This window comes from Arthrobacter sp. Leaf141, from assembly GCF_001424565.1.
In the GTDB taxonomy this organism is placed as follows: Bacteria; Actinomycetota; Actinomycetes; order Actinomycetales; family Micrococcaceae; genus Arthrobacter.
Genome location: NZ_LMOL01000005.1, coordinates 912,225 through 934,392, shown reverse-complemented (window position 1 = coordinate 934,392; position 22,168 = coordinate 912,225). Strand labels below are relative to the sequence as shown.

At 65.2% G+C, this 22,168-nt stretch carries 16 protein-coding genes; 1 reads left to right on the top strand and 15 read right to left on the bottom strand.

Features of this window, described 5'->3' with window-relative positions:
• Positions 1-45: 45 nt before the first annotated feature.
• The 13 genes from ASF72_RS06795 to ASF72_RS06735 are packed head-to-tail and all read right to left on the bottom strand — an operon-like array spanning position 46 to position 18,935.
• Positions 46-3,090: a glycosyltransferase gene (locus tag ASF72_RS06795; RefSeq protein WP_056597362.1), complete on the bottom strand. Its 3,045-nt coding sequence runs from the start codon at positions 3,088-3,090 to the stop codon at positions 46-48.
• A gap of 56 nt (positions 3,091-3,146) precedes the next feature.
• Entirely contained in the window at positions 3,147-4,601 is a 1,455-nt protein-coding gene (locus tag ASF72_RS06790) for a hypothetical protein (RefSeq protein WP_157370904.1), read from the bottom strand.
• On the bottom strand, positions 4,598-5,524 hold the full coding sequence (locus tag ASF72_RS06785; protein ID WP_050687008.1) for a hypothetical protein: 927 nt from the start codon (positions 5,522-5,524) through the stop codon (positions 4,598-4,600). The genes ASF72_RS06790 and ASF72_RS06785 overlap by 4 nt, the downstream gene beginning before the upstream one ends.
• Before the next feature lie 23 nt (positions 5,525-5,547).
• Positions 5,548-7,818, bottom strand: coding sequence for a glycosyltransferase family 2 protein (locus ASF72_RS06780; RefSeq protein WP_056597358.1), 2,271 nt, complete (start codon positions 7,816-7,818; stop codon positions 5,548-5,550).
• Positions 7,819-7,850: 32 nt separating this feature from the next.
• Entirely contained in the window at positions 7,851-9,713 is a 1,863-nt protein-coding gene (locus ASF72_RS06775; protein ID WP_056597356.1) for a glycosyltransferase, read from the bottom strand.
• Positions 9,710-10,546 (bottom strand): hypothetical protein, encoded by an 837-nt coding sequence (locus tag ASF72_RS06770; protein ID WP_157370903.1) that lies wholly within the window; start codon positions 10,544-10,546, stop codon positions 9,710-9,712. Before ASF72_RS06770 ends, ASF72_RS06775 begins: the two co-directional genes overlap by 4 nt.
• A complete protein-coding gene (gene wecC / locus ASF72_RS06765) occupies positions 10,539-11,846 on the bottom strand; it encodes a UDP-N-acetyl-D-mannosamine dehydrogenase (RefSeq protein WP_056597353.1) in 1,308 nt (435 codons plus the stop codon). The genes ASF72_RS06770 and wecC overlap by 8 nt, the downstream gene beginning before the upstream one ends.
• 7 nt (positions 11,847-11,853) lie before the next feature.
• Positions 11,854-13,776, bottom strand: a complete 1,923-nt coding sequence (locus ASF72_RS06760) for a glycosyltransferase (protein WP_056597351.1) — start codon at positions 13,774-13,776, stop codon at positions 11,854-11,856.
• A 2-nt stretch (positions 13,777-13,778) separates the two neighbouring features.
• Positions 13,779-14,669 carry an ABC transporter ATP-binding protein gene (locus ASF72_RS06755; RefSeq protein ID WP_050686996.1) on the bottom strand — a complete coding sequence of 297 codons (891 nt, stop codon included), beginning with the start codon at positions 14,667-14,669 and terminating at the stop codon, positions 13,779-13,781.
• The gene (locus ASF72_RS06750) at positions 14,656-15,534 is read right to left on the bottom strand and encodes an ABC transporter permease (protein ID WP_050686994.1); all 879 of its coding nucleotides are present in this window, start codon (positions 15,532-15,534) and stop codon (positions 14,656-14,658) included. The genes ASF72_RS06755 and ASF72_RS06750 overlap by 14 nt, the downstream gene beginning before the upstream one ends.
• Positions 15,531-17,270: a glycosyltransferase family 4 protein gene (locus tag ASF72_RS06745; RefSeq protein ID WP_056597349.1), complete on the bottom strand. Its 1,740-nt coding sequence runs from the start codon at positions 17,268-17,270 to the stop codon at positions 15,531-15,533. Before ASF72_RS06745 ends, ASF72_RS06750 begins: the two co-directional genes overlap by 4 nt.
• Positions 17,271-17,273: 3 nt before the next feature.
• Positions 17,274-18,527 (bottom strand): glycosyltransferase family 4 protein, encoded by a 1,254-nt coding sequence (locus ASF72_RS06740; RefSeq protein WP_050686992.1) that lies wholly within the window; start codon positions 18,525-18,527, stop codon positions 17,274-17,276.
• A 3-nt stretch (positions 18,528-18,530) separates the two neighbouring features.
• Positions 18,531-18,935, bottom strand: a complete 405-nt coding sequence (locus ASF72_RS06735) for a hypothetical protein (protein ID WP_056597347.1) — start codon at positions 18,933-18,935, stop codon at positions 18,531-18,533.
• Positions 18,936-19,457: 522 nt separating this feature from the next.
• Here ASF72_RS06735 and ASF72_RS06730 point away from each other — a divergent pair.
• Positions 19,458-19,958 (top strand): DUF3515 domain-containing protein, encoded by a 501-nt coding sequence (locus ASF72_RS06730; RefSeq protein WP_050687237.1) that lies wholly within the window; start codon positions 19,458-19,460, stop codon positions 19,956-19,958.
• A 13-nt stretch (positions 19,959-19,971) separates the two neighbouring features.
• On the opposite strand, the gene ASF72_RS06725 is transcribed toward ASF72_RS06730, so the two are convergent.
• Together ASF72_RS06725 and ASF72_RS06720 are read right to left on the bottom strand one after the other, a co-directional pair.
• Complete coding sequence (locus ASF72_RS06725) at positions 19,972-21,120, bottom strand: D-alanine--D-alanine ligase family protein (protein ID WP_056597345.1); 1,149 nt, start codon at positions 21,118-21,120, stop codon at positions 19,972-19,974.
• A gap of 1 nt (position 21,121) precedes the next feature.
• Entirely contained in the window at positions 21,122-22,156 is a 1,035-nt protein-coding gene (locus ASF72_RS06720; protein WP_056597501.1) for an NAD(P)H-dependent glycerol-3-phosphate dehydrogenase, read from the bottom strand.
• Between the last annotated feature and the right edge of the window lie 12 nt (positions 22,157-22,168).

The following is a 22,168-nucleotide window of genomic DNA, read 5'->3' as shown; positions in this document are numbered from 1 at the left end:
CCGTTTGAATCGGCGCGGGCGTGGCGCTGCCACGCCCGCGGGTGCTTAGTTTCGTTTGGCGCGTACTGCCTTCAGCAGCGTGGCGGCCCTGGCATCAAAATTGTGCTCGTCGCGGATCCGCTGGCTGATGGCTGCCATCTGCGCGTCATCGGGGAACCCGTCCGGATCGGCCAGGACCTGCTCCAGTTCTTCCACCGTGGTGTAGGTCCGGACAGCGCCGCCGAAGATCTCGGCGATCCCGTCGACCTCGTCGCTGATGACCCTGGCACCGGACGCCACAGCGTCATAGAGCCGGTTGTTGGCGAACCCCCAGCGGGCCATGTCCTCGAAGTGGTCATTAAGCACCACTGCCGAGGAGCCGTAAAGGCCCGCCAGGTCATCGTTGGAAATGTAGTCGTCAGCCACCAACCCAGCGGGGATGAACTGCTCCCACCGCGGACCCCAGACGCTCACGTCCTTGCCCAGCCCCACGCAGTCGGCAACAATTTTGCGGCCAATGGGTTTGCGGGGGCCACCCACGAATGTCAGTCCGTATTGTGTGGCGCCGGCTTTCGCGGCATCCGGGTGGAAACGGCGGGGGTTCGTCGCCTGGGGAAGGTAGTGGGCGTTGATGCCCCACTCGCTGGATACGTGCTCACACCAGATCCGCGACCCGCCGAAAACAATGTCGAACCCAAGCAGCTCATCCCTGGTGATCAGGTCCGGCCGGCTGATGGCCCACAGGACGTTGGTCTTACCGGGCTGCGGTTCGCAGCGGACCAGCCCGCGGATCACCAGCACCACATCGTCCAGGTGGTTGGACGGCCGCGAGAATGCTCCTGCGCGGTCCACCAGCGCGTCCTGGCCCAGTGCCTTGAGCGCTTCAACAAGATCCGCGGCGTAGGGGACATCGCCCCACCGGTCGCCACCTGAGCTGAAGTCGGCACCGATTTTGATGGCCCACCGCAGGCGTGGTTCTGCCACTTCGGCTTCAGCGGCGGCGGCCCGTGACACAACGGCCGACGCCGGCTGGAGCCTTGGGTGCCGGGGGGCAACCACCGCGTCAACAAGGAGTCCAAGGTCGCCGTAGTGCGCTGCCAGGCTGCGGACGGGTCCGGTGCCGGCGGACAGCCATTCCGCGTCGCCGGCGGTGAGGGCAGCTTCTTCAGTGTAGGAGTCGGCGGCGTGGTCCACGGCGAGGGCCTCGCCGGCGCAGACGAAGTCCCCGTCCGAGCCGGTTTTGAGGCGGCGCAGGAAGTCGATGATGGCAGCGTCGCCGGCGAAGACGTTGGTGAACCGGCCCAGCCGCTCGAAGTCAGTTGCCCGGACACAGAAAGCCGCCGGCGCCAACTCGTCCAGGTGTAGGCCATTGTGTCGGCGGGCATCGTCAATGGCCAGCCCCTTGAACAGGGGAATCGCCAGGCTGTTCCGGTGGGAAACTCCGCCGCCGGACACTACAACACCCACGCCGTCGGTCAGGAGGGGTTGGGCGCCGATGACGGCGGCGTCCGCCAGCCGGTCAGCAAGTTTTCCGGCGGCGCCGGCCCGGAGTTCCACGCCTTCCCGCAGGAACACCAGGTTCGGCGCCGTGGCGTGTGCCGAAGCGATGTTGTTGGCGATGGCCGGCGTGTAGCGGCGGGGAAGCTTGAGGTACTTGAGGTGCGCGATGCCGGCAAGAGCGGTCCGGAGCCGGAGGGACGTGCGGAAGCCCGGAACTTCGTCCACGACGATCAGTTCCACGGCGTCCGCGTCATCCGATTCCTGGATCTGGCGGATGCTGCGGACGGCCAGGTCGATACTGTCCGTAACGCGCATGATCACGGAGACGGCAGGGGTATCCGTGCGCTGGTCAGCCAGATCGGGCACAAACCGGTTCTGCAGGTTCTTGCCGAGCACGGCGAATTCCCAGTTGGCCGACTCGCGCCGGGTAATCCGGTCCTCGTTGTGGTCATCCACGTAGTCGCAGCCGATGAAGGGGAAGTACTCAATGGTGGCTGTTTCCGTGATCCGCAGGACCAGGTCGTAGTCCACCCAGCGGCGCAGGGACGCGTCGAAGCCACCCAGCTTGCGGACAAGGGCCGTCTGGACCACCAGCACGTTCAGGTCCACGTAGTTGCGGACCAGGAGCTTCTCGGCCGTGATGATCTGCCCGGTGTATTCTTCCCGATCGTTGAGCATCCTCACCGCGGAGTAGGCGGCGAGGCTGCCTTCCACGGACAGGCCGGCGTGCATGTTCTTGAGGAAGTCCGGCCGCCAGGTGTTGTCGGAATCAAGGAAGGCGAGGAATTCGCCCCGTGCTTCGTCGATGCCGCGGTTACGGGCGGCGCAGACTCCCTGATGGTCGGCTTCCACGAGGCGGATGCGGGGGTCGGCTTCGGAGAGCGCACGGACCACGTCCTGGGTTCCGTCGGTGCTGCCGTCGTCCACCACGATCAGTTCCCACGCGCCAAGGCTTTGGTGGCGGACGGAGTCGATGGCTTCCTCGATCACCAGGGCGCGGTTCCAGGCAGGCATCACAATGCTGACAGCGGGTTCACCGCCCTCAGCCGGTGCCGGAACGTCGTCGATGCTGGCAAGCCACACGTCTTCTTCGATGGCGGACCAGGTGGTCCGCCGCAGCGGCTTTTTGCCGAGTTCGATCTGCTTGGCGTTCCTGGCGTGGGCGATGACCAGTGCCCGCGCATCCAGCCAGCCGGGCGCCGCACCGATCAGCTTGTCCGGTGCCGGCAGTTCCCGGTCGCGGCCTGCCCGGAACCGGGACAGCAGCAGGGAGCCTTCGTCGGCCGGATCCGTGAAGAGCGAAGGGTCAAACAGCCAGGACCAGCGGTGCTCGCGGGACTGCTGGCTCCTCAGGTAGGTCAGGAGCGCCTCGACGTTTCCGGCCTTGTAGGCTTCCCGCAGGTGCAAGGGGAACATGCCGAGGTCAAACAGGGGGTGGAAACTCAAGCCGGCCTTCATGCCGAACTGGACCAGATGCCTTACAGCGGCGCGTTTCGACTCAAAGTCCCGCCCGCACTCGGCGGCGTAGTACTCGGCGTCAAATACCTGGGTATCGACGAGGCGCTGACCGCGTACCGCGATCGGGGCCAGGGATTCCTTAGGTGTGCTCACGTAATGCAGTTCCTTCGTTCAGCGATGATGGGTGGGCGCCGGAGCGGCGGTTGGTGCTACTGCACGGCCGCGAGTTTGGGCGCAAGGGCATTGGTGGCCAGGTCGAAGGCTACCCGCGAGAGCCGGTCCGGTCCGCTGAGACGCATAAACGCCTTGAACAGGTTCCGCGAGTTGTATCCCACCATCGCCGGCATGGCGAGGTCGGCTTCAGTCAGGGATACGCTGCCCCAGGTGCCCATACGGTGCTCCCAGTAGAAAATATCGTTCGGGTCGTAGCCCGCCAGCCGTTCGGTGGTGAACGAGGTGCGGTCCATCATGTCACCGAAGAGGTTGCGGGTGACGTTTGATCCGGAGTTGACGTCGTAGGCGTTGGCGAGCTGGCGGACGCTGACGCCGCTGACCTGGTTCATGGTGCCTTGGTAGAAGCCGCGCATGACCTCGCCGCCGAACCCGCGGACGAACAGGCCGTCGGGAACCTCAACCGCGGACTTCGTCAGTTCGGCGAGCCATGCGGATCCCGCACCGCGGTAGTAGGCGGTGGCGAGCCTGTAGGCGTGCGAAAACACGTCGTCGGCGTTGTTCAGCGTCAACCGGTTGGGGATGCCCCACACATGGGCGTGCACCCCGTACTGCTGGGCGAGCTCGCCCGCAATCCTGGCATCCTTTGAGTTGACGACGTTGCCTTTTTCACTGCGGACGTAGGTGAAGACGTAAGGGTTCAGGTCCTTCACGGCGGCGAAGACGCCACGGCTGTCGGTGCCCGCTGTGAGCCCGAGAACGGGCCGGGAGGCGCGGTGCTTCAGATACGCGGCCATTCCCTCCAGGTGTCCTACAAGGACGGCGGCTGCGTCCTCGTTGCCGATCTGTTCGCCGGCCTCTTCCCGCGGCCAGAACCGTTCGGGGCGCTGTTCCGTGAGGTGGAGTTTGGTGTTCGGGGTGAGCTGCAGGACGTTTTCGTAGGGGGAAGCAACGCCGGGCAGGTACTTGACGTCCCGCTGGACGTAGTTTTTGGACATGATGAACGGGACAAAAAAGTCGGCGAAATTGGCACCGATGGCTTCGCGGACCAGTTCAGCATGCGACGCCGCCACAGCCGGGCCGGCTGCTGAGTAGAACACCGACCGGGATCCCATGGCATCCTGGTAGATTTCGGTGCCCGCGGGCGAGTGGACGACGAGGGCGAAACGTCCGGCAAGCCGGTCCAGCGTCGCGTAGAAGGCGTCCTCGTGCTGGATATCGTCGAGCAACTGTTCCAGGACTGCTGATTCCGCGAACACTGCACGCTCGGGGTCGAAAGCGGACCCAAGGATGGCGACGTGGATTCCGTGGGCGGAGCCTGCCGTGACGGAAGTATCAGGGTGGGTCAGGAGTTGCAGTCCGCCCAGGACAGCATGCTGCCAGCCCGGCCGGGCCGGGACCTGGCGGCCGGATTCTGTGATCACAAAGCCGTTGCGGAAGTACACGCCGCCCTGGTTGCCAATGGCCCGTTCGTCAGATGTTGAAGACATCATCGATTTCCCAGGTCCTTTCCTTGAAGTGCTTCGGCCGGAATGATGGTGAGGTTCGTGCCAAAGAATTGCTGGTGTGCGTCGTCGATGTGCTTGAGGAAGCGGCCCCGGGACGGTGGGGCGTGCCCTTCCTCCTGGCGTTCAGCGTGGAAACTGATCCTGCCGTCGGCCGTGGATCCGCCGGTGTCCGGATCCACGCCCAAGGAAAGGGCAAAGGGTGCGTAGTGCGCCTCGAAGTGGAACCGGTCCCGGGTGTTCTGGACAAAGCGGACGTAGTTGGTATCCGCTGAGGCCTTATAAAGCTTACGCATGTTCACGCGTTCACCGAATTCCGCTTCGATGTCGTTGAGCGAGCCACGGTCCTTGAACGCAGCAGCCGTCAGGGCCCTTTTGTGGCTTGGGAGATACCCGGCGATGGACGTCTGCGGCGAAAACACCACAGCGGCCGAGCCGGCAATCTGCCGGGAGAGTGCCAGGGCGCCGAACCCGCCGGCACTGCTGCCGACGCACATCACCCGGGTGTATCCGCCGTTCCGGGCAATGGCCCGGACACTCTCGGCGTATTCGGAGATCAGGTCCTGCTGGGCGCTGCCGATGTACCAGCCGATCTCCAGCGAACCGCTCTGTTCCAGCGTGCTGTCGGAAAGGTACAGGCGGGCGCACTGCACCTGGTTCAGGGTCCGGCGCCACTCAAACCTGGGCACTTTGAACCGTCCCCGGTTCAGCGCCCCATGCAGGGAAACGATGAGGGTGCCGCTGTCGAACGGTTCGTAGAGCATCCGGCCGTGCAATCTTCCCGGTTCGCTGGGCTCAACAACAAGGTGCACAGGGTGGTCGGGGAGCTGCTCCGGGGCAGACTCGGGATGCCAGGAAAGGATCGGAGCGTTGTGCGCCTCATCCCAGGCGCCGGGGTCGTGGTCAGTCATTGGTGATTCCCCTGGTTGGTTGGTCATGCTGTCACAGCCGTTTGGTGGTCCGGGCGGAAAGCTTCGTCTTCGAACTCCGGCTCAGCGTACGGAACGAGTTCAAGGTCTGAGGCCCGCGCAAGGTTCTTCCCGATCGCTTCGTAGACTTCCTGCTCGGCTGCCGTCCACCGGACGGGCGCGCCGAAGATCTTCTCCACGTTGCGGGACACCACTCCGACTGAGTACCGCTGTTCCCGCTTTGCGCGGTTGTAGGGCGAGGCAGATGCGTGGACGACGACGGACTCCGCGGACTGCCCGCTGCGCAGCTCACGCGTGTATTCGAATGCCGTCGGGTCAAAAATGTGGACCACAGCGGAGGATACGGCGTCCGTGATTTCGACGCGGTGCAGGGTGCCCGCGTCGAATTCCTCCATGGTGGTTTTCGGGAAGGAAGCGTCGATGGAGAGGGTGTTGATGATGCTTGGCACGTGCATCACGCCCACCCGCTGGTTCTCCGCCCGGGCGTCCCGTACGGCGTTCCAAAGCCGGGCAGCCATGGGCTCCGGCGCGGCGAAATCGCCCACCACCAGGACCCCGAGGTCAAGGGTTCCGCCGCGGACGGGCAGAAACTTCGCCGGAGCGGGGAAACACCTGACGCCCGGTTCGAAGGTCATAAAGCCGCTGTGTTCGCCCTGTTCCACCTTCTCGTGCCAGTGCTCGTAGGCGGACCTGTAGGCTACCCGGTCCGGAGACCGGTAACCCAGCCTGAAATCGTCCATGGAGAGGTTGCTCGCGCCGACCAGTGAGAGGGTCAGGGGAACGTTGGTGACTTCCAGCGGTTCCTCACGGCTGACCAGCATCCTGTAGCGGAGGATGAATTCGGTGTCGGCTGCCTTCCGAACCGTGTCCCAGAAACCCAGCTTTTCCCGGATCACGTCCACGGGGAACATAGCCGAGACGTGCGCCGGTGTTACGTAGGCGCCCCGCCAGCCGCGGTAGTGGAACATCAGGTCCTGGTCCGCCCGTGCCCAGGGGGCGGAAACAAGGCGGTTGTCGGTCCGTTCGACGGCGGCAGCCACCAGCATCTCGATTTTCTGCGGGTGCTGCCAGTCGTCGCCGTCGAAGATGGTGAGGAACTGGCCGGTCGCGAGGGAATAGCCGATGTTGCGTGAGGTGTAGGCGCCGGAGTTGGGCGTATTGCGGATCACCTGGATCCGGCTGTCGGCTGTTTCCCATTTGTCCAGCCTCTGGGTGTACGGGTCGCCGGAACCGTCGTCCACGATGATGATTTCGAGGTTGCGGTAGCTCTGGTCAAGCGCCGACTGGATCGCGAGATCGGTGTACTCGTCCGGGCGGTAAACAGGCATAACCACGGTGACGAGGGGCCCGGTCTCCACTGCGTCCACGGCAGTGGCCGCGAGCCTGGCGAAAGCCGGTCCGGAGCCCGTGCGCAGCGCTATGGTGGCGAGTCCTGCGGATTCGTAGACCGCGTTGATCTCAGCCAGCCATTCCTCGCCGGTGTGGCTTTGGTGGCGGAACGGGTTCTTGGCGTTGGCACGGAACAGGTGCAGGTCGGTCGGGTTCAGCTTCTCCGCGTCGTACAGGCCCTGGAACTTGAGGGTCTGGTCGCCCCTGCCGGTCTGCGACAGTGCGTCCAGGTAGAACTCGCCGCGTTTTTTGCCCTTGAAGGGGGCTGCCCCAAGCTTTTGGTAGACAAACCGGTAAATGGTGACGGCGTTGAGCATGTCATCGGCCCGGAGATTCTGGCGGTAGCAAAGGTCGGCGATCAGGAGCAGCCGGATCTTGACGGTTGAGTCCAGGACCTTGGTGGCCTTTTTCTTTGCCGGTCCGCCCTGGCGGTACATTTCCAGCGCGGTTTCCAGGTCCTTCCAGTTCCACTGGCCGTTGGTCACCATCCTGACCAGGATGTCGCGGCCGTCGAGTGACCTGAGCTTGGTGAGCCGTTGCACCAGTTTTGCCGGCGTGAGTCTGGCGTCAGTGGCCCAGACGGAATCGGTGCCGAAAGAGGCTTTCGCCGGCGCCGGAGCCGGGGCCGGGACTGCCTGCAGGGCCAGGGCGCTCCGCCGGGCAGCAGTCCGCGCACCCTTCAGCAGCGCGTCCACCTTCAGCGCCGCTGCGGTGCCGCCGAGGAACAGGAGGATGAGCGCCGCAATGAGCACCACGGGGGCACGGAAATAGGCAGCGGCAATGCTCACCACAAACAGGAGGACGCCCGCAAGAACCGCCATCTTCTTCTGGCCGGAAAGCCTGCCGAAGCGGCGAATGAACTGCCGGACCGGAATCTTTGAGCCCAACGATTGATTGGTCTTTTGAGAAGTGATGTTGCTCATCCCCTGTTATCAGTACTGAAGTAGCTCGAAAAGTTTGCGCTGCGGCCAGCAAAGGCCTGCGGGCCGGCCTGAATCTGGGGCGGCGGAACAAACCCGTCCCACTGTTCGGCAACGCTTTGCAAAAAGGTGCTGTCGTCCGGGTTCCAGGTATGCCCGCCATGGCTGTCAACGGCGGAATGCCGGTGCATCAAATAGTTCTGCCCGTGGGACCGGTAGATGAGCCCGTCGGCTGCAAGGACGGCCTGCAGCAGGCAACGGTCAACGGCGCGGTGGACCGGGCGCCAGCCGCCCAGCCGGCGAAGGTCGTCGAGCCGCATTAGCATGGTGCCGCCGGCAACGTGGTCGGAGTACTGCTCCCCCAGCGGCGGCCGGCGGGTGGTGATGTCGAGTGCCTCCAGGTAGACGAATTCAACCTGTGCCCCCACCAGCTGGGCACCGCTGTACTCGGCGCTGCGCACGAGGTCCCGGATATGGTCCGGTCCGTACCAGTCGTCGTCGTCCATCTTTGTGAGGTAGTCACCCGCGGCAACCTTGGTTCCTGCATTCAGGACGTCGCCGAAGATCGTTTGGGAGGGCACCGACAGGACAGTCAGCTGGCCCTGGTAGCCGGCAATTGCCTGTTGGGCGGCGGGGTCGTACTGGTCGAAACCATGCAGGACCAGGACCACCTCGAGCTGTTGCCAGGACTGCCGGGCTATTTGCGCCAGGGCGGATCCCACCTTGTCGGGCCTTCTGGTGGCAAGGAGGACACTGACCGTCGGCTCGGCCGCCAGCGGAAGACCCAACCCTTGCAGGACGCGGTTCCAGCGCTGGCGCGGGGCGAATTCCTCGATGGCGGCGCGCCGGAGCTCGATCGATTTTGATTCCCGTTGCACGGGCGGGTCCGCGGGATCGAATGCGGCGATGCGGCGGACCAGCGTGTCACCGAGCATGGCTTCCACCCCGGCGGAGAGGTGCGATGCCAGCAAGGGAACACCGGCAACGCTCAGTTCCGCCACCCGTCGGGCCAGGGCCCGGTCCATGGCGGCGAATTGTGTTCCGTCGATGCTGACGTAGGCAGCGTTCCGGATTGAGGCCAGCTCGGGACCGGTGAGGGCCACTGCGTCCAGGGCTGCTCCTGCCGCGAGGTCAACGACCGGGCCGTCGGCGTAGGGGTTGAACCCTTGGGGGCTGATGACTGCAGTGTCGACCGGAGGCAGGTCGTGGGGGCGCGGGACCCAGGCCTGCGGGGTTGCCCGCCCTTTAATCCTCGGCAATGGCCTGGGCAGCTGCCCCACGATGACGTCCACGGCGAAGATGTCATCGTCGTCTGGATTAAGCATGTCAGGGGTTACCAGGCTTGCCAGGGTGTCCCCCGCGAGCCAGTTACGGTCGCCCGGTTCCAGCACACCGGCGCGGATTCCGCCCAGCACCGGCACGGGTCCGGCCGGGCCGGCTCCGGCCAGGGCAGCGGTGGCTGCGGCGTGGATGGGAACCCATTTTCCGCCTTCGATGACCGTAGCGAAGCCCAGGCCAGGCACAATCCGGCCGGCGGCCTGCGCCTTGGTTGCCAAATGCCTGCTGGTCCAGGCGGCGGCGTCCTGGTGGGGGGCGTGGCCTTCGATCACCAGGACAAACCGTTGGGCTTTGCCCTCGCTGCGGAGCAGTGGGAGCAGGCTGCGCGCTTCAGCCAGGGAGCGGGCCCGGACCAGGTAGGTGCCCCACCAGCGCCTGTCCAGGGGTACGTCATGGTGCCAGTTCCCGGCGTCGCCACTATCGCGCCGCTGCCAGGGCGTGGCGGCGTAGTCCAGCCCGAGTGCTGTCATGACGGGCGCGATGGGGGCAGTCCCGAAGCCGACGGCGACGCTGTCCAGCTTCATGAGTTGCGCGCCCGCCCGAGCATGGCTTTGGCCCGGGAGGTGATGTAGCCGGGACCCCGCCGGGCAACCGCTGCAAGCCGCGCAGCGCCCCGCTGCCGGGAGGTTCCGGCTTCCAGCCGACGGCTGTCAGCTTCCGCCCTGGCTACTTTGGCTTCAAGCTGCCTGATGCGCTCTTCGTAGTCCGCCCGGACAGCGGCGTCAGCGGCGTCCCGGACCAGGACGGTCAGGTCATGGCGGCCTGCAGCCCCTTTTCGCAGATGCAGGCGCGGCGCCGGTTGCCGGACGTCATGGACGCCAACGGAGCTTCCAGAAACCCACCGTTCTCCCCCGGCGGCGCGGACCGACTTTTCCGGATCTCCACCGGTGCTGGTCTTGTTGAGCACTGCGCTGTCCCAGAATTCGACGGAATCAGTCCGGCCGTCCACCAAGGCGCGGATCAGTTGGGCTCCTGTGGCCTGGGCTGCATCCACGAGTGCTTCGATGGAGAAGGTTCCCAACCTGGTGCCCGCGGGAAGAACCAGGGTGTAGGTCGGGTCATGCAGGCCCGTGAGGGGGCCGGGCTGCCAGCTGAACCTGGCGTCAGAACCGAGCCACGCCCGGGTACCGGCCATACCGGTCCCGGGCACCCCGACGATCGCCGCCGTAAAATCCTGGCAGGCAGATGCCAGGAGGGACGCGGCGGTTGCTGCCACGTCGAGTTCGGCTGCGGAGCCTGCAGGGATGACGACGCTGACCAGCCCGGACGCCGTACGGGGCCCGTGGACAGCCTTGAGTTGGATGCCGATGGCTGCCAAATCGGCGGTAACCGTGTCGGCTTTATTGTCCCTAACCAACGGAGTCCGCGCCCGCCAGGACGGGCTGCACCGGGACTGCAGCCTGCCTGTCGTTCCAGATTCCCTTGGTGTCGATGACCAGCTTGCCCTCGAGGTCCTGCGGTGTGACGGCGAGGAACTGGTCGTGGTCAACCAGCAGCAGGACAACGTCGGCCGTGGCCAATGCGTCAGGGAGGGAATGCATTGCGGTGATTCCGGTGTTTTCCAGTGCGGCAGGAAGATCTTCGACATGGGGATCCACCGGGAGGATGGTGGCCAGCGGCAGCCTGCGTGCGAGTTCCTGGACGATCGTCATGGACGGGGATTCCCGGACGTCGTCGATGTTGGCCTTGAAGGCCAGGCCGAGTACGGCCACCGTGGCGCTTTCCCGGTCGGTGAGGAGTCCGGTCACGCGGTCCACCACGTGGTGCGGCTTGGCGTCGTTGACCTCGCGGGCGGTGCGGATCAGGCCGGACTCCTGTGGTGCGGCGTCAACAATGAACCACGGATCCACGGCAATGCAGTGCCCACCCACGCCGGGGCCGGGGCGCAGCACATTGACCCGGGGGTGGTGGTTGGCGAGTTCGATGAGCCGCCATACATCGATGCCAAGTTTGTCGCAGATCACCGACAACTCGTTGGCAAACGCAATGTTCACGTCGCGGAAGGTGTTTTCCACCAGTTTGGTCATCTCGGCCGTGGTGGCGTCGGTGAGAAGGATCTCGCCCTGGCAGATGACTTCGTACAGCTTCTTGGCCAGTTGCGCGCCCTCATCTGTGAGGCCGCCGATGACACGGTCGTTCGTTGCCATCTCGATCATGATCCTGCCGGGAAGGACGCGTTCCGGTGAGTGCACCACGTGGACCTGGGCAGCGCCTTCTCCGGCGCCGGACCACAGGTCCGGCCGGACCCGGGCCAGGTGTGCGGCCAGCCGTTCGGTGGTGCCTGGCGGTGACGTCGATTCCAGGATGACCAGTTCGCCGCCGCGGAGTTTCGGGGCCAGTGCCTCCACGGCGCTAGTGAGGTAGGACATGTCAGCCCCTTTGCCTTCGGCCAGGGGCGTGGGAACGGCAATGATGTAGGCGTTGGCGTGCGGAACCTCGGTCATGGCCACCAGGTTGCCCAGACTGACTGCGCCGGAGACAACAACGCCCATATCAGGCTCAACGAACGGGACTTCGCCGCGGTTTACAGCGTCAACGGTGGCCTGCTTAACGTCCACCCCGGCCACCAGTTTGCCTTTGGCGGCAAAGATGGCTGCGGTGGGCAGCCCGATGTAGCCAAGTCCGATCACTGCCAGGTCATAAACTGTCGTCTGCATGGTTCCCCTAAACTACGATGTGGTCTTCGGGCGGGCCGAAGAACTGAATCTTTGATGACGCCATCAGCTGGTCGTTGGTGATGGACCAGGTATGCGAGGCAGCGTCACGCCCGCGCATCTGGCAATAGTTGAACCGGTCCGCGGAGTAGATCCCGGCGCCGGCTTCCACCGCGTCGCGGAGGAACTGCGTATCCTCGCCGGTCTGCACCGGTTGGAACGGAAAACGGCGGAACGTGTCCAGGGCCGCGAAGATCGTGGGCCCGGAGACGGCGGTAACAAACCGGTGCTCCAGCTGCGGGTTGCGCAGGATGGTCGCATCGGGCCCGGCCAGGTGCATGTAATGTGCCCGCTTGCCCACAATTGCTGCTTCGGAATACATCATGGCGTGGGCGAGGTCCCCGAGGTACAGCGGCGCGTACAGGTCATCGTCGTCCCACTTGGTGGCCAGCTCGCCGTCCGCACCCTCGACCAGCGCATTCAGGCAGGCCCCCAGCGGGGTGCTTTCCGGCTTATGCAGGAGGACGGCATCCGCCAGGCCCGCCTCATTGCACCGTTCCCGGAAAAGCCGCTCATCGACGTCGAACCCGTGGGCCAGGTACACCAGCTGGACGTCCACTCCCTGCTGCGCCGCCACGCCGTTGATCACGTGCTCCAGCTGGTGGGGGCGGAAGCTGGATACCAGCGCCGAAATCCGGGGGCGGGGCGCAGGGACCGCCAGGTCCGCCCTGACGGCGGCAGCAATGGTGGCGGCGCGGTGGCTGAAGGTATGGCCGGACCAGATCCGGCGCTGCGCTTTATGCACCTGCCGCTGGGAATAGTCCGGGTTGGTGGCGATGGCCTTCAACAGTTGCACGGCCTCGTCGCGGGACGAAGCGACGGGGATTTCCCCGTCCGGGAAGAAAGCTCCGATCGCTTCGCTGGGGCTGGACACAACGCAGGTGCCCGCCGCCGTGATCTCGAAGATCCGCCTGGCGCACATGGACGGCGAGTCGGTGACGGAATTGACGTTCAGGAAAACCTTGTACGCCTTGTAGGCCGTGAGCATCTGCGGATAGCTGAGTGATCCCACCACGTGCTTCTTCAGGTCGCCGGGAAACTGGTACTGGGTTTCCTTGCCAAGCTGGCGGGAGAAGATTTCGAAGCCGGCCTTCGTCCCGGCGGCCACGTCTGCTGCGGCGCCGAGGAGGTAGTCCATCTGGCGGCGGCGGTCCTCGTACTTGTGTGCGAAGTACATTCCGGCGAAGGCGACGTTCCGGGCATGCCACCCGTGATGCGGACGAACCGGGTTGTGGATCCTCGGCTGGGCAGCGAATGGCAGCACGGACACGCGCTGGTGCCCCAGGTCCCTGTGGTAGTCGGGCAGCTTGTTGGCGTCAGTGGTGAAGACATGGTCAAAAAGCCGGGCAGCGGGGAGGAAGTCGTCATAGTGCGGCGGATCCTCCTTGTTCCAGAACACGGACGGTATGCCGGCGCTCCGGCATGCCGCAACAAATCCCACCAGGGCAGTCGAGGGGCCGTCAGTGCCGGTGATCTTGCCCCGCCACGAGCCGCCGTTTCCGGCCCACGCGGATTCGACGACAACAAAATCAAGCCGGTTATCACGGAGCTGGGACTCCCAGTCCTGCGGGCTGATGGCCAGCACCGACCATTCGGAGGCGAAGGCCGCAGCCGAAAAGTCATCCATGATGATGCCTACTTGCAGGTCTGGTCGCCGCGGTGCCTTAACGGCGGGCGGCGCCTCCCGGAAAACGAGCCGGCGTTTGCTGCCGAAACCGCGCCAGGCCCCTTCGGCTCCCCGGACGCCGGCAAGGCTTGCCTCATCCCGCTCCGGTGAGCTCCGGTGGAGGTAGCTCCTGGCCTGCTGCAGGCCGCCCCGGCGGGCGTGCCACAGTGCGCGGCGCCAGTAAGCCGCCTGGTCACGTAGTCCCATGGTTACCTGGACCGCTTCCAGCCGTTGGGAAGGAGCGTGGTCCGCATGGCAGGCAGGCTGGCCATGAGTTCGGCCCGGATCTTGCGGCCGTAGTCGGCGTTGCCTTCGTTGATGCGCCAGATGAAGCTTTTGTACTGTTTGGCAACTTCCTTGGGGGTGCCATCCATGATGAAGTCGCCCTTGTCGATCCAGAAAGCCCGGTTGCATGTGGACACGATGGTCTCGATGCTGTGGCTGACGATGAAGACGGTTCCTGCCTGGCTGGTGACCTGCTTCATCCGGGCCTTGGAACGCTCCTTGAACTGGGCGTCCCCGGTGTTGAGGGCTTCATCCACCAGCAGGATCTCAGGATCCACGGCCGCGGCGATGGCAAAGCGGAGCCTCGCTCCCATGCCGGAGGAGTAGGAATTCATGGGGTGGTAGATCTCATCTTCCAGCCCGGACATTTCAACAATGTCGTTGAACTTCGCGTCAATCTGCGCGTGGCTCATCCCCATGGCCAGGCAGCCCAGCCGGATGTTCTGGGCCCCCGAGATGGAGGAGATGAGGGCGGCGTTGACGCCCAGGAGGATGGGATTGCTGGCTGCATAGACCGTTCCGGCATCAGGGATGATGAGGCCCGCCAGGACCTTCATCAGGGTGCTCTTGCCGGACCCGTTGCGGCCGATCACCCCGATGGAGTCACCCTGGTTGGCCACAAAGGACACGTTCTTGAGCGCGGTGGTGCGGACCGGGCTGCTGGTGGCCTTGCCTTTGCGGAGGGCGCCGAGCATGGAGGTGCGGGACGTGGTCCTGCTCCCCGACTGCTGCTTGGTGCGATACACCACAGAAATGTCATCAACGACGACGGTGGGCTCGGCCAGGTGGATGCCGGGGTTTCTAGACGCGTCCATAGGATTCCTCTCCTCGCCAGAACACCAGGAGTCCGGCGGCTACTGCCACGGCGGCAAACAGCGCCAGCACCGTCCAGTCGCGCAGTGAAGGGCTGGTGGCGTACAGGACGGAGTTGCGGATGCTTTTGATGACCAGGTAAATCGGGTTGAAATCCATGATGGTTTTGATGACCGGGTAGTTATCGAACCGGTGGTCCGAGAAAAAGACCGCCGAGGCGTACATCCAGAGGCGCATCAGGAACGACAGCAGCATGCCGACGTCGGGGATCTTGAGGACCAGGGGTGCCAGCAGCATGCCGATACCGAGGTTGAACATGAACTGCAGGAAGATGGCCGGCAGCACCAGGAACCAGCGCCAGGTGATTTCTTCTGCCGGTGCCGTGAAGATCACGAAGAGCAGCATCACGATGGTGACCGGAACGTTGGACAGCAGTTCGCGTACGTTAATGGCGATGGGCAGCGAAGCCCGCGGGAACTGGAACGCCCGGATCATGGCCGTGTTGCCGGTCAGGGATTTGGCCCCGGCCACGATGGCCCTGGTGCTCATCTGGAAGGTGAAAACCCCGATGATCAGGTAGCCGATGAAGTTTTCGATGCCGCGGCTGGTGTTCAGCAGCAGCCCAAAGATCAGGTAGAACGTCAGGCCGGACAGGACAGGAGTCAGGACCAGCCAGGCGCTGCCGAGGAGGTTCTTTTCGTTGCCGCTCTGAACCCTTGCCCGGGCGTCGAAGAAAATGAAGCTTCGGCGGTCCCACAACTGCACCAGGTAGTCAAGGAAATCGGGGCGTTGCCCGATCCTGGTGAGCCGCTTGAGGTTGATGGGGACAGTGACCGCGGGCATCTCCGTCTTTTCTTCAATGCTCATCCGTTGGTGACTCCCAGTTTTTCCAGCTCTTTTGACAGGGCGGCAGCGTTGGCTGCCCACGTTCGTTCGTTCAGGACCCGTTCGCGCCCGGCCCGACCCAGTTCCGCGGCCAGCCCGGGGTCATTCAGGAGGGTGCGCAGTCCGGCGGCCAGCGCCCCGGGGTTTCCGGGTTCCGTCAGAAGGCCTGTGACGCCGGGTTCCACGATCTCCCGCAGGGCGGGCAGGTCTGTGGCAACCACAGGCCTGGCACAGGCCATGGCCTCGACGGGCTTCAAGGGCGTAACGGAGCGGGTAACCTCAAGGTCCTTCCTGGGCACGGCGAAAATGTCGAGTGCCTGGTGATAGCGGACCGCAAGCTTCTGCGGGACCCGGCCGGTAAAGATGATGCGGTCCGCGAAGTCGCTTTGTTCCGCCTGCGCGCGGAGGGACGGAGTGGATACGCCGTCGCCAACGATGAGCAGATTAAGGTCAGGATGGTCCCCGGCCAGCAGCACAAAGGCCTGCATCAGCTCGTGGATCCCTTCATAGGGTACCAAGCTGGAGACTGTGCCCACGTATTGGCCGGCCACGGGGAGACCCAGCTCACGCCGGGCATCGGCCTGGCTGCGGGGTTCGTCAAGGAAATCCCCGCCGACTGCGTTCGGCATCAGCAGCACCTTCGCCGCCGGCACGCCTGCCGCCACGATGTTCGATTTCATGGCCTCGCCGAGGGTCAGCACCAGGCTGGCGGACAGCATGGCCTCCCGCTCGCGTTGGCTGAAAAGGCGGTACTTCTCGCTCTCCCGGGCTTCCGGCCCGCGGACAGAGGCCCAGGTATCAGCCAGCTGGCCCCGCACTTCGTAGACCCACGGAATACCCAGGGCATCAGCAACCGCACGGACCACCATGCCGTTAACGTAGTGCGTCGTGGTGTGCAGGACGCCGGGCCGGAACTCCAGTGCCACTTTCAGGAGTTCCTCGGCCTGCTGCTGCAGCCTGGCGTCCACCGTGGCGGCCATCCTGCCCGGCAGCAGCCGCCGGTATGTGATGCCCTCAACAACGTCTTGGCCCTTGGCCAGGACCTTGCCCACCTGGACGGGGTACCCCATCCGCGTGACGGCCAGCACTTCCTTGCCGCCGGCCTGCTGGGCCAGCAGGGTGGAATGCGACCTCTGCGCGTACCCGCTGGCCGTGTGGGGCAGCGAGTTTGTGAGCAGATGCAGCACCCTGCCCTCGACCGGCTGGAACGGCACGGAGGCCAGGACCGGGGCGGCGCCGCGCAGGACTGCCGCTTCGGCCTTCAACCGGCGCTGCTGCAGGGGTTCCGGTCCTGACGCTCCATCCCATACCGCCAGGGCGTCTGAAACAGCACCGTCGTGCCACAACCTGCGGGCCGCCGTCGCCCGGCCATTGCGTGCTGCGCACGCGCGGTCCATCAGGAGGTCCGCAAGGTCGGGCCGGTTGGCGGCGAGGGCAATTTCCGCCAATCTGCGGGCCTTCGGCCCCGGGACTGCCGCGGCGGCTGCCAAGCGGATGCGCCGGTCCATCTCCGCGTCGTTGCCGCTGACCAGCGCGAGGAAGGACACCAGGCCTGCTGTGGAGCCGACGGGCCACTTGCGGACCACTGCGCCGGCCAGGGGGCGTACGGCAGCAGGCAGGCGCCGGGACAGTTGCAGGAAGAGGACCATCGGGTCCTCGAGCAGGTGCTGCTGGATGGTTGCGGCAGTCAGCCGGGCATTACGTAATAGCTGGATCATGGATCAGGCGGACTTCTCCGAGACGAGGTCCCTGATGATTTCCATGTATTGGACCGAGAGAAGGTCGTAGTCCGCGTGCGTCTTCACCCATTGGCGGCTGTCGGAGTTGCGGATCAGCCGGCCGCGGTCCGCCGCCAGGCCGGACCACAGGGCAGCGAGGGCCTTGGGATCGCTGGCCACAATGTCACCTGCGTCGGCGTCTGAAATGATACGGGCCGCCTCCCCGCGGACCACAGCCGTCACGTGGCGGCCGATGGCCAGGACCTCATAGGTTTTGGAGGGGACGGTGGTCTCGAAGGACTTCCAGTCGTCCCGGAGCGATACCAGGCACGTGTCAGCCGAAGCATACCGGGCAAACATGTCATCGCCGGTGAGCGGGGCGTGGAAGGTTACCGGGGCACTAAGCTCCCGGGCGAGCTTTTCCAGGGCAGGCCGCTGGGTGCCGTGCCCCACGAGGTGCAGGTGCATGGACTCCCCCACCAGCGCCGCAGCACGGATGGCGACGTCCAGGCGCTGGCTTTCGCCGTGGTTGCCCAGATACAGCGCCTCGAAGACGGGGCGGTCCAGGGGCGGCGGGTCCAGGACAGGAATGGCTTCAAGGTGGATGCCGTTGGTCACGGTCGCGACGTTCCGTACACCGCGTGCGCGCAGCGTCGCCCCGAACCCCTCGGTGACGGTAACCACCAGGTCCGCGCGGTGCTGGACAAAGTCCACAACGTGCTCAATGACGCTCTTGACGTTGCCCTGGACCACCCTGGCGTCGCGGGCCAGGTCCGGCCAGGCATCGCGCATTTCCACCACCAGCGGGACGCGGCGCAGTTTCGCCAGCGCGTAACCCGCTGCCAGCGACGGCAGGCCGGGTGCGGTGACAATAACGACGTCGGGCTTGCGCACCATCATTCCGGCGGGCACCGAAAGTGCAGCGGAGTAGCACTGGTCCAGGAGCCTTGCGATGCGCGAGGTCCCGTGGCGGAGATAGGGCACGTGCATGATTTTTTCGGTGAACTGGCCGTTACGCAGGTGAAACGGCCGGCCTGACATCCACCGAGGCAGTTGGCGCCGGCCGAACGGGTAATGCGCCACGGGTGTAATGACGTCAACACCCCAGCCCGCGTGCGAGAACTCCTTGATCATGGCGGTCCACCGCCGCTGCGGCGGGCTCTGCTCAGGCCAGTATGAGTGCGTGATCAGGGTGACCTGCAGCTTGCCTGGTTCCGGCGGGCCGCTCCTGCCGGAGGCCGAAGGTTTTCCTCGCATCCCTTAGGACTTGCCCGGCTTTGGTGTTCCCATCACCCGTTTTGAACCCAGGAACCGGAAGTAGGCATAGCCAAGTCCCAGCAGGAAGACAACCACCGCAGCCTGGACGCCGACCGGGCTGCCCGTCGCTGCTGCAACGACGGCCTGGACTTTGGCTTCGATGACGGCGGTGGGCTGCTCAGCGCTGGCCACGGCCGCCGCTTTTACGGGCACGGCCGGCTCGGGCACCGCAGGCGGGGTGGGTTCCGGCGCGGGTTCCTCAACAACCGGGACCACCGCGGCGGGGGCGGGCTCCTCAATGGGAACCTCGGGTTCGAAAACCACTTCCGGGGCCGGGGCCGGCACCACGGGTTCGATCGGGACCGGAACGGGTGCCGGTGCCGGGGCCGGCTCAACAGGAACGGGCACCTCCGGAACGGGGATTACAGTTCCCGGATCGGTCGTGCCTGGATCCGTTGTACCCGGATCGGTCGTTCCTGGATCCGTTGTACCCGGATCGGTCGTTCCTGGATCCGTTGTACCCGGATCGGTCGTACCGGGATCAGATCCCCCTGGAACTTCGGGTTCTCCGGTAGGGTCACTGGGGCCTGGGGCCGTGGGGGCTCCAGTCGCCGGAGGCAGTGTCGGAAGCACGATGTCCGTGGCGAAAGCTCCGCTGACCGGACCAGCCAGGAGGATTGCAGAGACAGACAGCCCCGCAATTGCCCGCCCGGCATTTCTTTTCACGCCACAAAGACCCATCGGATTTCCTTCCCCCCAAGTTCATCGATCCGCTGCCGGATGCAGCTGCGAAGACCTTGCATATTCGTGGCGCCAACGGCACCCAACCTCGTCAGTCTACTGGAAGGTGACTCCCAGCAGCATATGTTATGTCTTTGGGCCCGGCCGGAACCCGAAAACCAAACGTAATTCCCCGGCTAGGCTTAATCAATGCCTGCCCCCCGCCGAATCCCGTTTCCCCGCACCGCGACAGCCTTTCTGTGCGCCATGGCGGCGCTCCCCCTGGCAGCCTGTGCCCCGGCCGTCGACGTCGCAGCCGCCGGTGACGCCGCAAATCCGGCCTGCGCACCGATGATGGTCGCGCTTCCGGATGCGATCGGCGATTCCCGGCTGCGCCAGACGAACAGCCAGGCCACCGCGGCCTGGGGCGATCCGTCACAGGTGATCCTCCGCTGCGGGGTCAACGTGCCCGGCCCCACCACTGACCGCTGCGTCACTGTGAACGGCATCGACTGGGTGATCCGGGAAGGTGACCCGGTCTGGACCCTCACCACGTATGGCCGCGAACCGGCCACGGAGATCCTGATGGATCCGGACAAAATCAGTTCCGCTACCGTACTGGCGGATCTTTCCACCGCCGCCGGCAAGGTCCCGGCCCAGCGCAATTGCGTGGGCCAGGAGGAACTGCAGAATTTGCCAAAGAGCCAGTAGGCCCCGGGGGCGGTTAGCGGAGGCCCGTTTTCCGGTTCAGGGCCAGGTGGATCAATTCATCGATCAGGTCGGCGTAGTCCAGCCCGGACGCGGCCCACATCTGCGGGTACATGCTTTTTGGCGTAAAACCGGGCATGGTGTTGATTTCGTTGATGATCAGCTCGCCCTGGCCGGTGTAGAAGAAGTCCACCCGGCTCAGGCCCTCGGCGCCCACCGAGTCGAACGCCGCTGCGGCGAGTTCCCGGACCCGGGCAATCGCCTCGGCGGGGATCTCCGCGGGACAGCTCAGCGCGGCCGCGTCATCCTCCACATATTTGGCGTTGAAGTCGTAGAACTCGTGCGTTCCGCCGGCCACGGAAATCTCGCCGGGCATGGACGTCCGCGGCGCGTCAGTTCCCCGTCCTTCCAGCACGGCGCACTCGATCTCCCGGCCAACAATCCCGGCCTCTATGACGAGCTTGAGGTCATGCCGGCGGGCTTCGTCGACGGCGGCATCCAGGTCCGCCAGTGAATCGACTTTGGAGATCCCCATGGAAGACCCGGCGCGTGCCGGTTTGACGAAAACGGGGAAACCAAGGCGGTCCACCTGCTTGCGCACGGCTTCGGGATCGGTCAGCCACTGCCGGTCGGTGACGGCGATGTAGGGGCCCACCTGGAGCCCGGCGGCTTCGAAGACCACCTTCATGTAGTGCTTGTCCATGCCCACGGCGGAGGCCAGGACACCGGCGCCCACGTAGCGGGTGTCCGAGAGTTCCAGCATGCCCTGGATGGTGCCGTCCTCCCCGAAGGGTCCGTGCAGCAGCGGGAAGACCACGTCCACTGTTCCCAGTTCCCGGGGCACCTCGTTGGGTGAGGCAACGATCAGCTGGTGTTCGCCGCCGATTTCAGCGAGGGTCACCGTCTCCAGCGACGCAGCGACTTCAGGCAGGGACTCGTCGGCCAGGGACCACTGCGCGGTATCCGTGGACGCCAGGACCCACTGCCCGGACTTGGCGATCCCGATGGGGATGACCTCGTATTTATCCTTGTTGATGGCGCCCAAAACGCCTGCCGCGGTGACGCAACTCACCGCGTGCTCACTGGACCGGCCGCCGAAGAGGACAGCAACCCGGGGTTTGGCCCGGCCCGCCGTTTCCCCTGCTGTCAGTTTGTCGTGGGACATGTCAGTAATCGCCTTCAGGTTTGAGTTCCCGGGACAGCAGCACCGGTCCCAGTTGGTCTACGGACAGCCTGCCCGCCAGGACAGCCACCACGGCGGCCGTGATGGGCATGTCAACGTTCAGTTTGGCGGCCAATTCGTGCACCGCCTGGCCGGATTTGATGCCTTCTGCGGTCTGGGTCATTTTCCGGCCCACCTCGTCAAGGGTCAGACCCTCGCCCAACAGCCGGCCGGCGGTGTGGTTCCGGGAGAGCGGGGATGAGCAGGTGGCAACGAGGTCACCCAGGCCTGCCAATCCGGCCATGGTCTGCGCATCGCCGCCCAGCGCCAAGGCAAGGCGGGACGTTTCCGCCAGTCCGCGGGTGATGACGGACGCCTTGGTGTTGTCGCCCATCTGCTTTCCTTCGCAGATCCCCACGGCCAGGGCGATCACGTTCTTGACGATCCCGCCGATCTCCACCCCCACCACGTCAGCCGTGGTGTAGGGCCGGAAATACGGCGCCGTACAGGTCCGTGCGATCCAGCCGGCCACAGCGGCGTCGGTGCAGGCCACCACCGACGCTGTTGGCTCCTCCCTGGCAATTTCCATCGCCAGGTTGGGGCCGGATACCACGGCGATGCGTTCGGGTGGCAGGCCGAGTTCAGCGCCGATGACCTCGCTCATCCGGGCGTCGGTGCCGAGTTCGAGGCCTTTCATGAGGGAGACCACCACTGCACCGGGCCCGATCATGCCCGCCCACTCCCGCAGCTGGGGCCGCAGCGACTGCGCCGGGACGGCGAGGACCACAAGGTCCGCGTCCCGGAGGACCTCCCGGACGTCAACGGATGCCGTGATGGTCGCGGGCAATTCGACGTCCTTGAGGTACTGCGGGTTCCGGGACCGGGAGTTGATCTGGTCCACCACTTCGGGGCGCCGTCCCCAGATGCGGATGCTCCGCTCTTCCCCGGACGCCGCAGCGGCATCAGCGAGGATCTTGGCGAAGGTTGTCCCCCAGGAGCCGGCACCCAGGACCGCTACGGAGCGGGCAGAGCCGGCCATCACACGTTCAGG

What these genes read in the sequence shown, in the direction of transcription:
- ASF72_RS06790 (WP_157370904.1), bottom strand. Translation starts at nt 4,601, where the DNA reads ATGATGTCTTCAACATCTGACGAACGGGCCATTGGCAACCAGGGCGGC.
- ASF72_RS06785 (WP_050687008.1), bottom strand. Translation starts at nt 5,524, where the DNA reads ATGACTGACCACGACCCCGGCGCCTGGGATGAGGCGCACAACGCTCCG.
- ASF72_RS06775 (WP_056597356.1), bottom strand. Translation starts at nt 9,713, where the DNA reads ATGAAGCTGGACAGCGTCGCCGTCGGCTTCGGGACTGCCCCCATCGCG.
- wecC (WP_056597353.1), bottom strand. Translation starts at nt 11,846, where the DNA reads ATGCAGACGACAGTTTATGACCTGGCAGTGATCGGACTTGGCTACATC.
- ASF72_RS06760 (WP_056597351.1), bottom strand. Translation starts at nt 13,776, where the DNA reads ATGGGACTACGTGACCAGGCGGCTTACTGGCGCCGCGCACTGTGGCAC.
- ASF72_RS06755 (WP_050686996.1), bottom strand. Translation starts at nt 14,669, where the DNA reads ATGGACGCGTCTAGAAACCCCGGCATCCACCTGGCCGAGCCCACCGTC.
- ASF72_RS06750 (WP_050686994.1), bottom strand. Translation starts at nt 15,534, where the DNA reads ATGAGCATTGAAGAAAAGACGGAGATGCCCGCGGTCACTGTCCCCATC.
- ASF72_RS06745 (WP_056597349.1), bottom strand. Translation starts at nt 17,270, where the DNA reads ATGATCCAGCTATTACGTAATGCCCGGCTGACTGCCGCAACCATCCAG.
- ASF72_RS06740 (WP_050686992.1), bottom strand. Translation starts at nt 18,527, where the DNA reads ATGCGAGGAAAACCTTCGGCCTCCGGCAGGAGCGGCCCGCCGGAACCA.
- ASF72_RS06730 (WP_050687237.1), top strand. Translation starts at nt 19,458, where the DNA reads ATGCCTGCCCCCCGCCGAATCCCGTTTCCCCGCACCGCGACAGCCTTT.
- ASF72_RS06725 (WP_056597345.1), bottom strand. Translation starts at nt 21,120, where the DNA reads ATGTCCCACGACAAACTGACAGCAGGGGAAACGGCGGGCCGGGCCAAA.
- ASF72_RS06720 (WP_056597501.1), bottom strand. Translation starts at nt 22,156, where the DNA reads ATGGCCGGCTCTGCCCGCTCCGTAGCGGTCCTGGGTGCCGGCTCCTGG.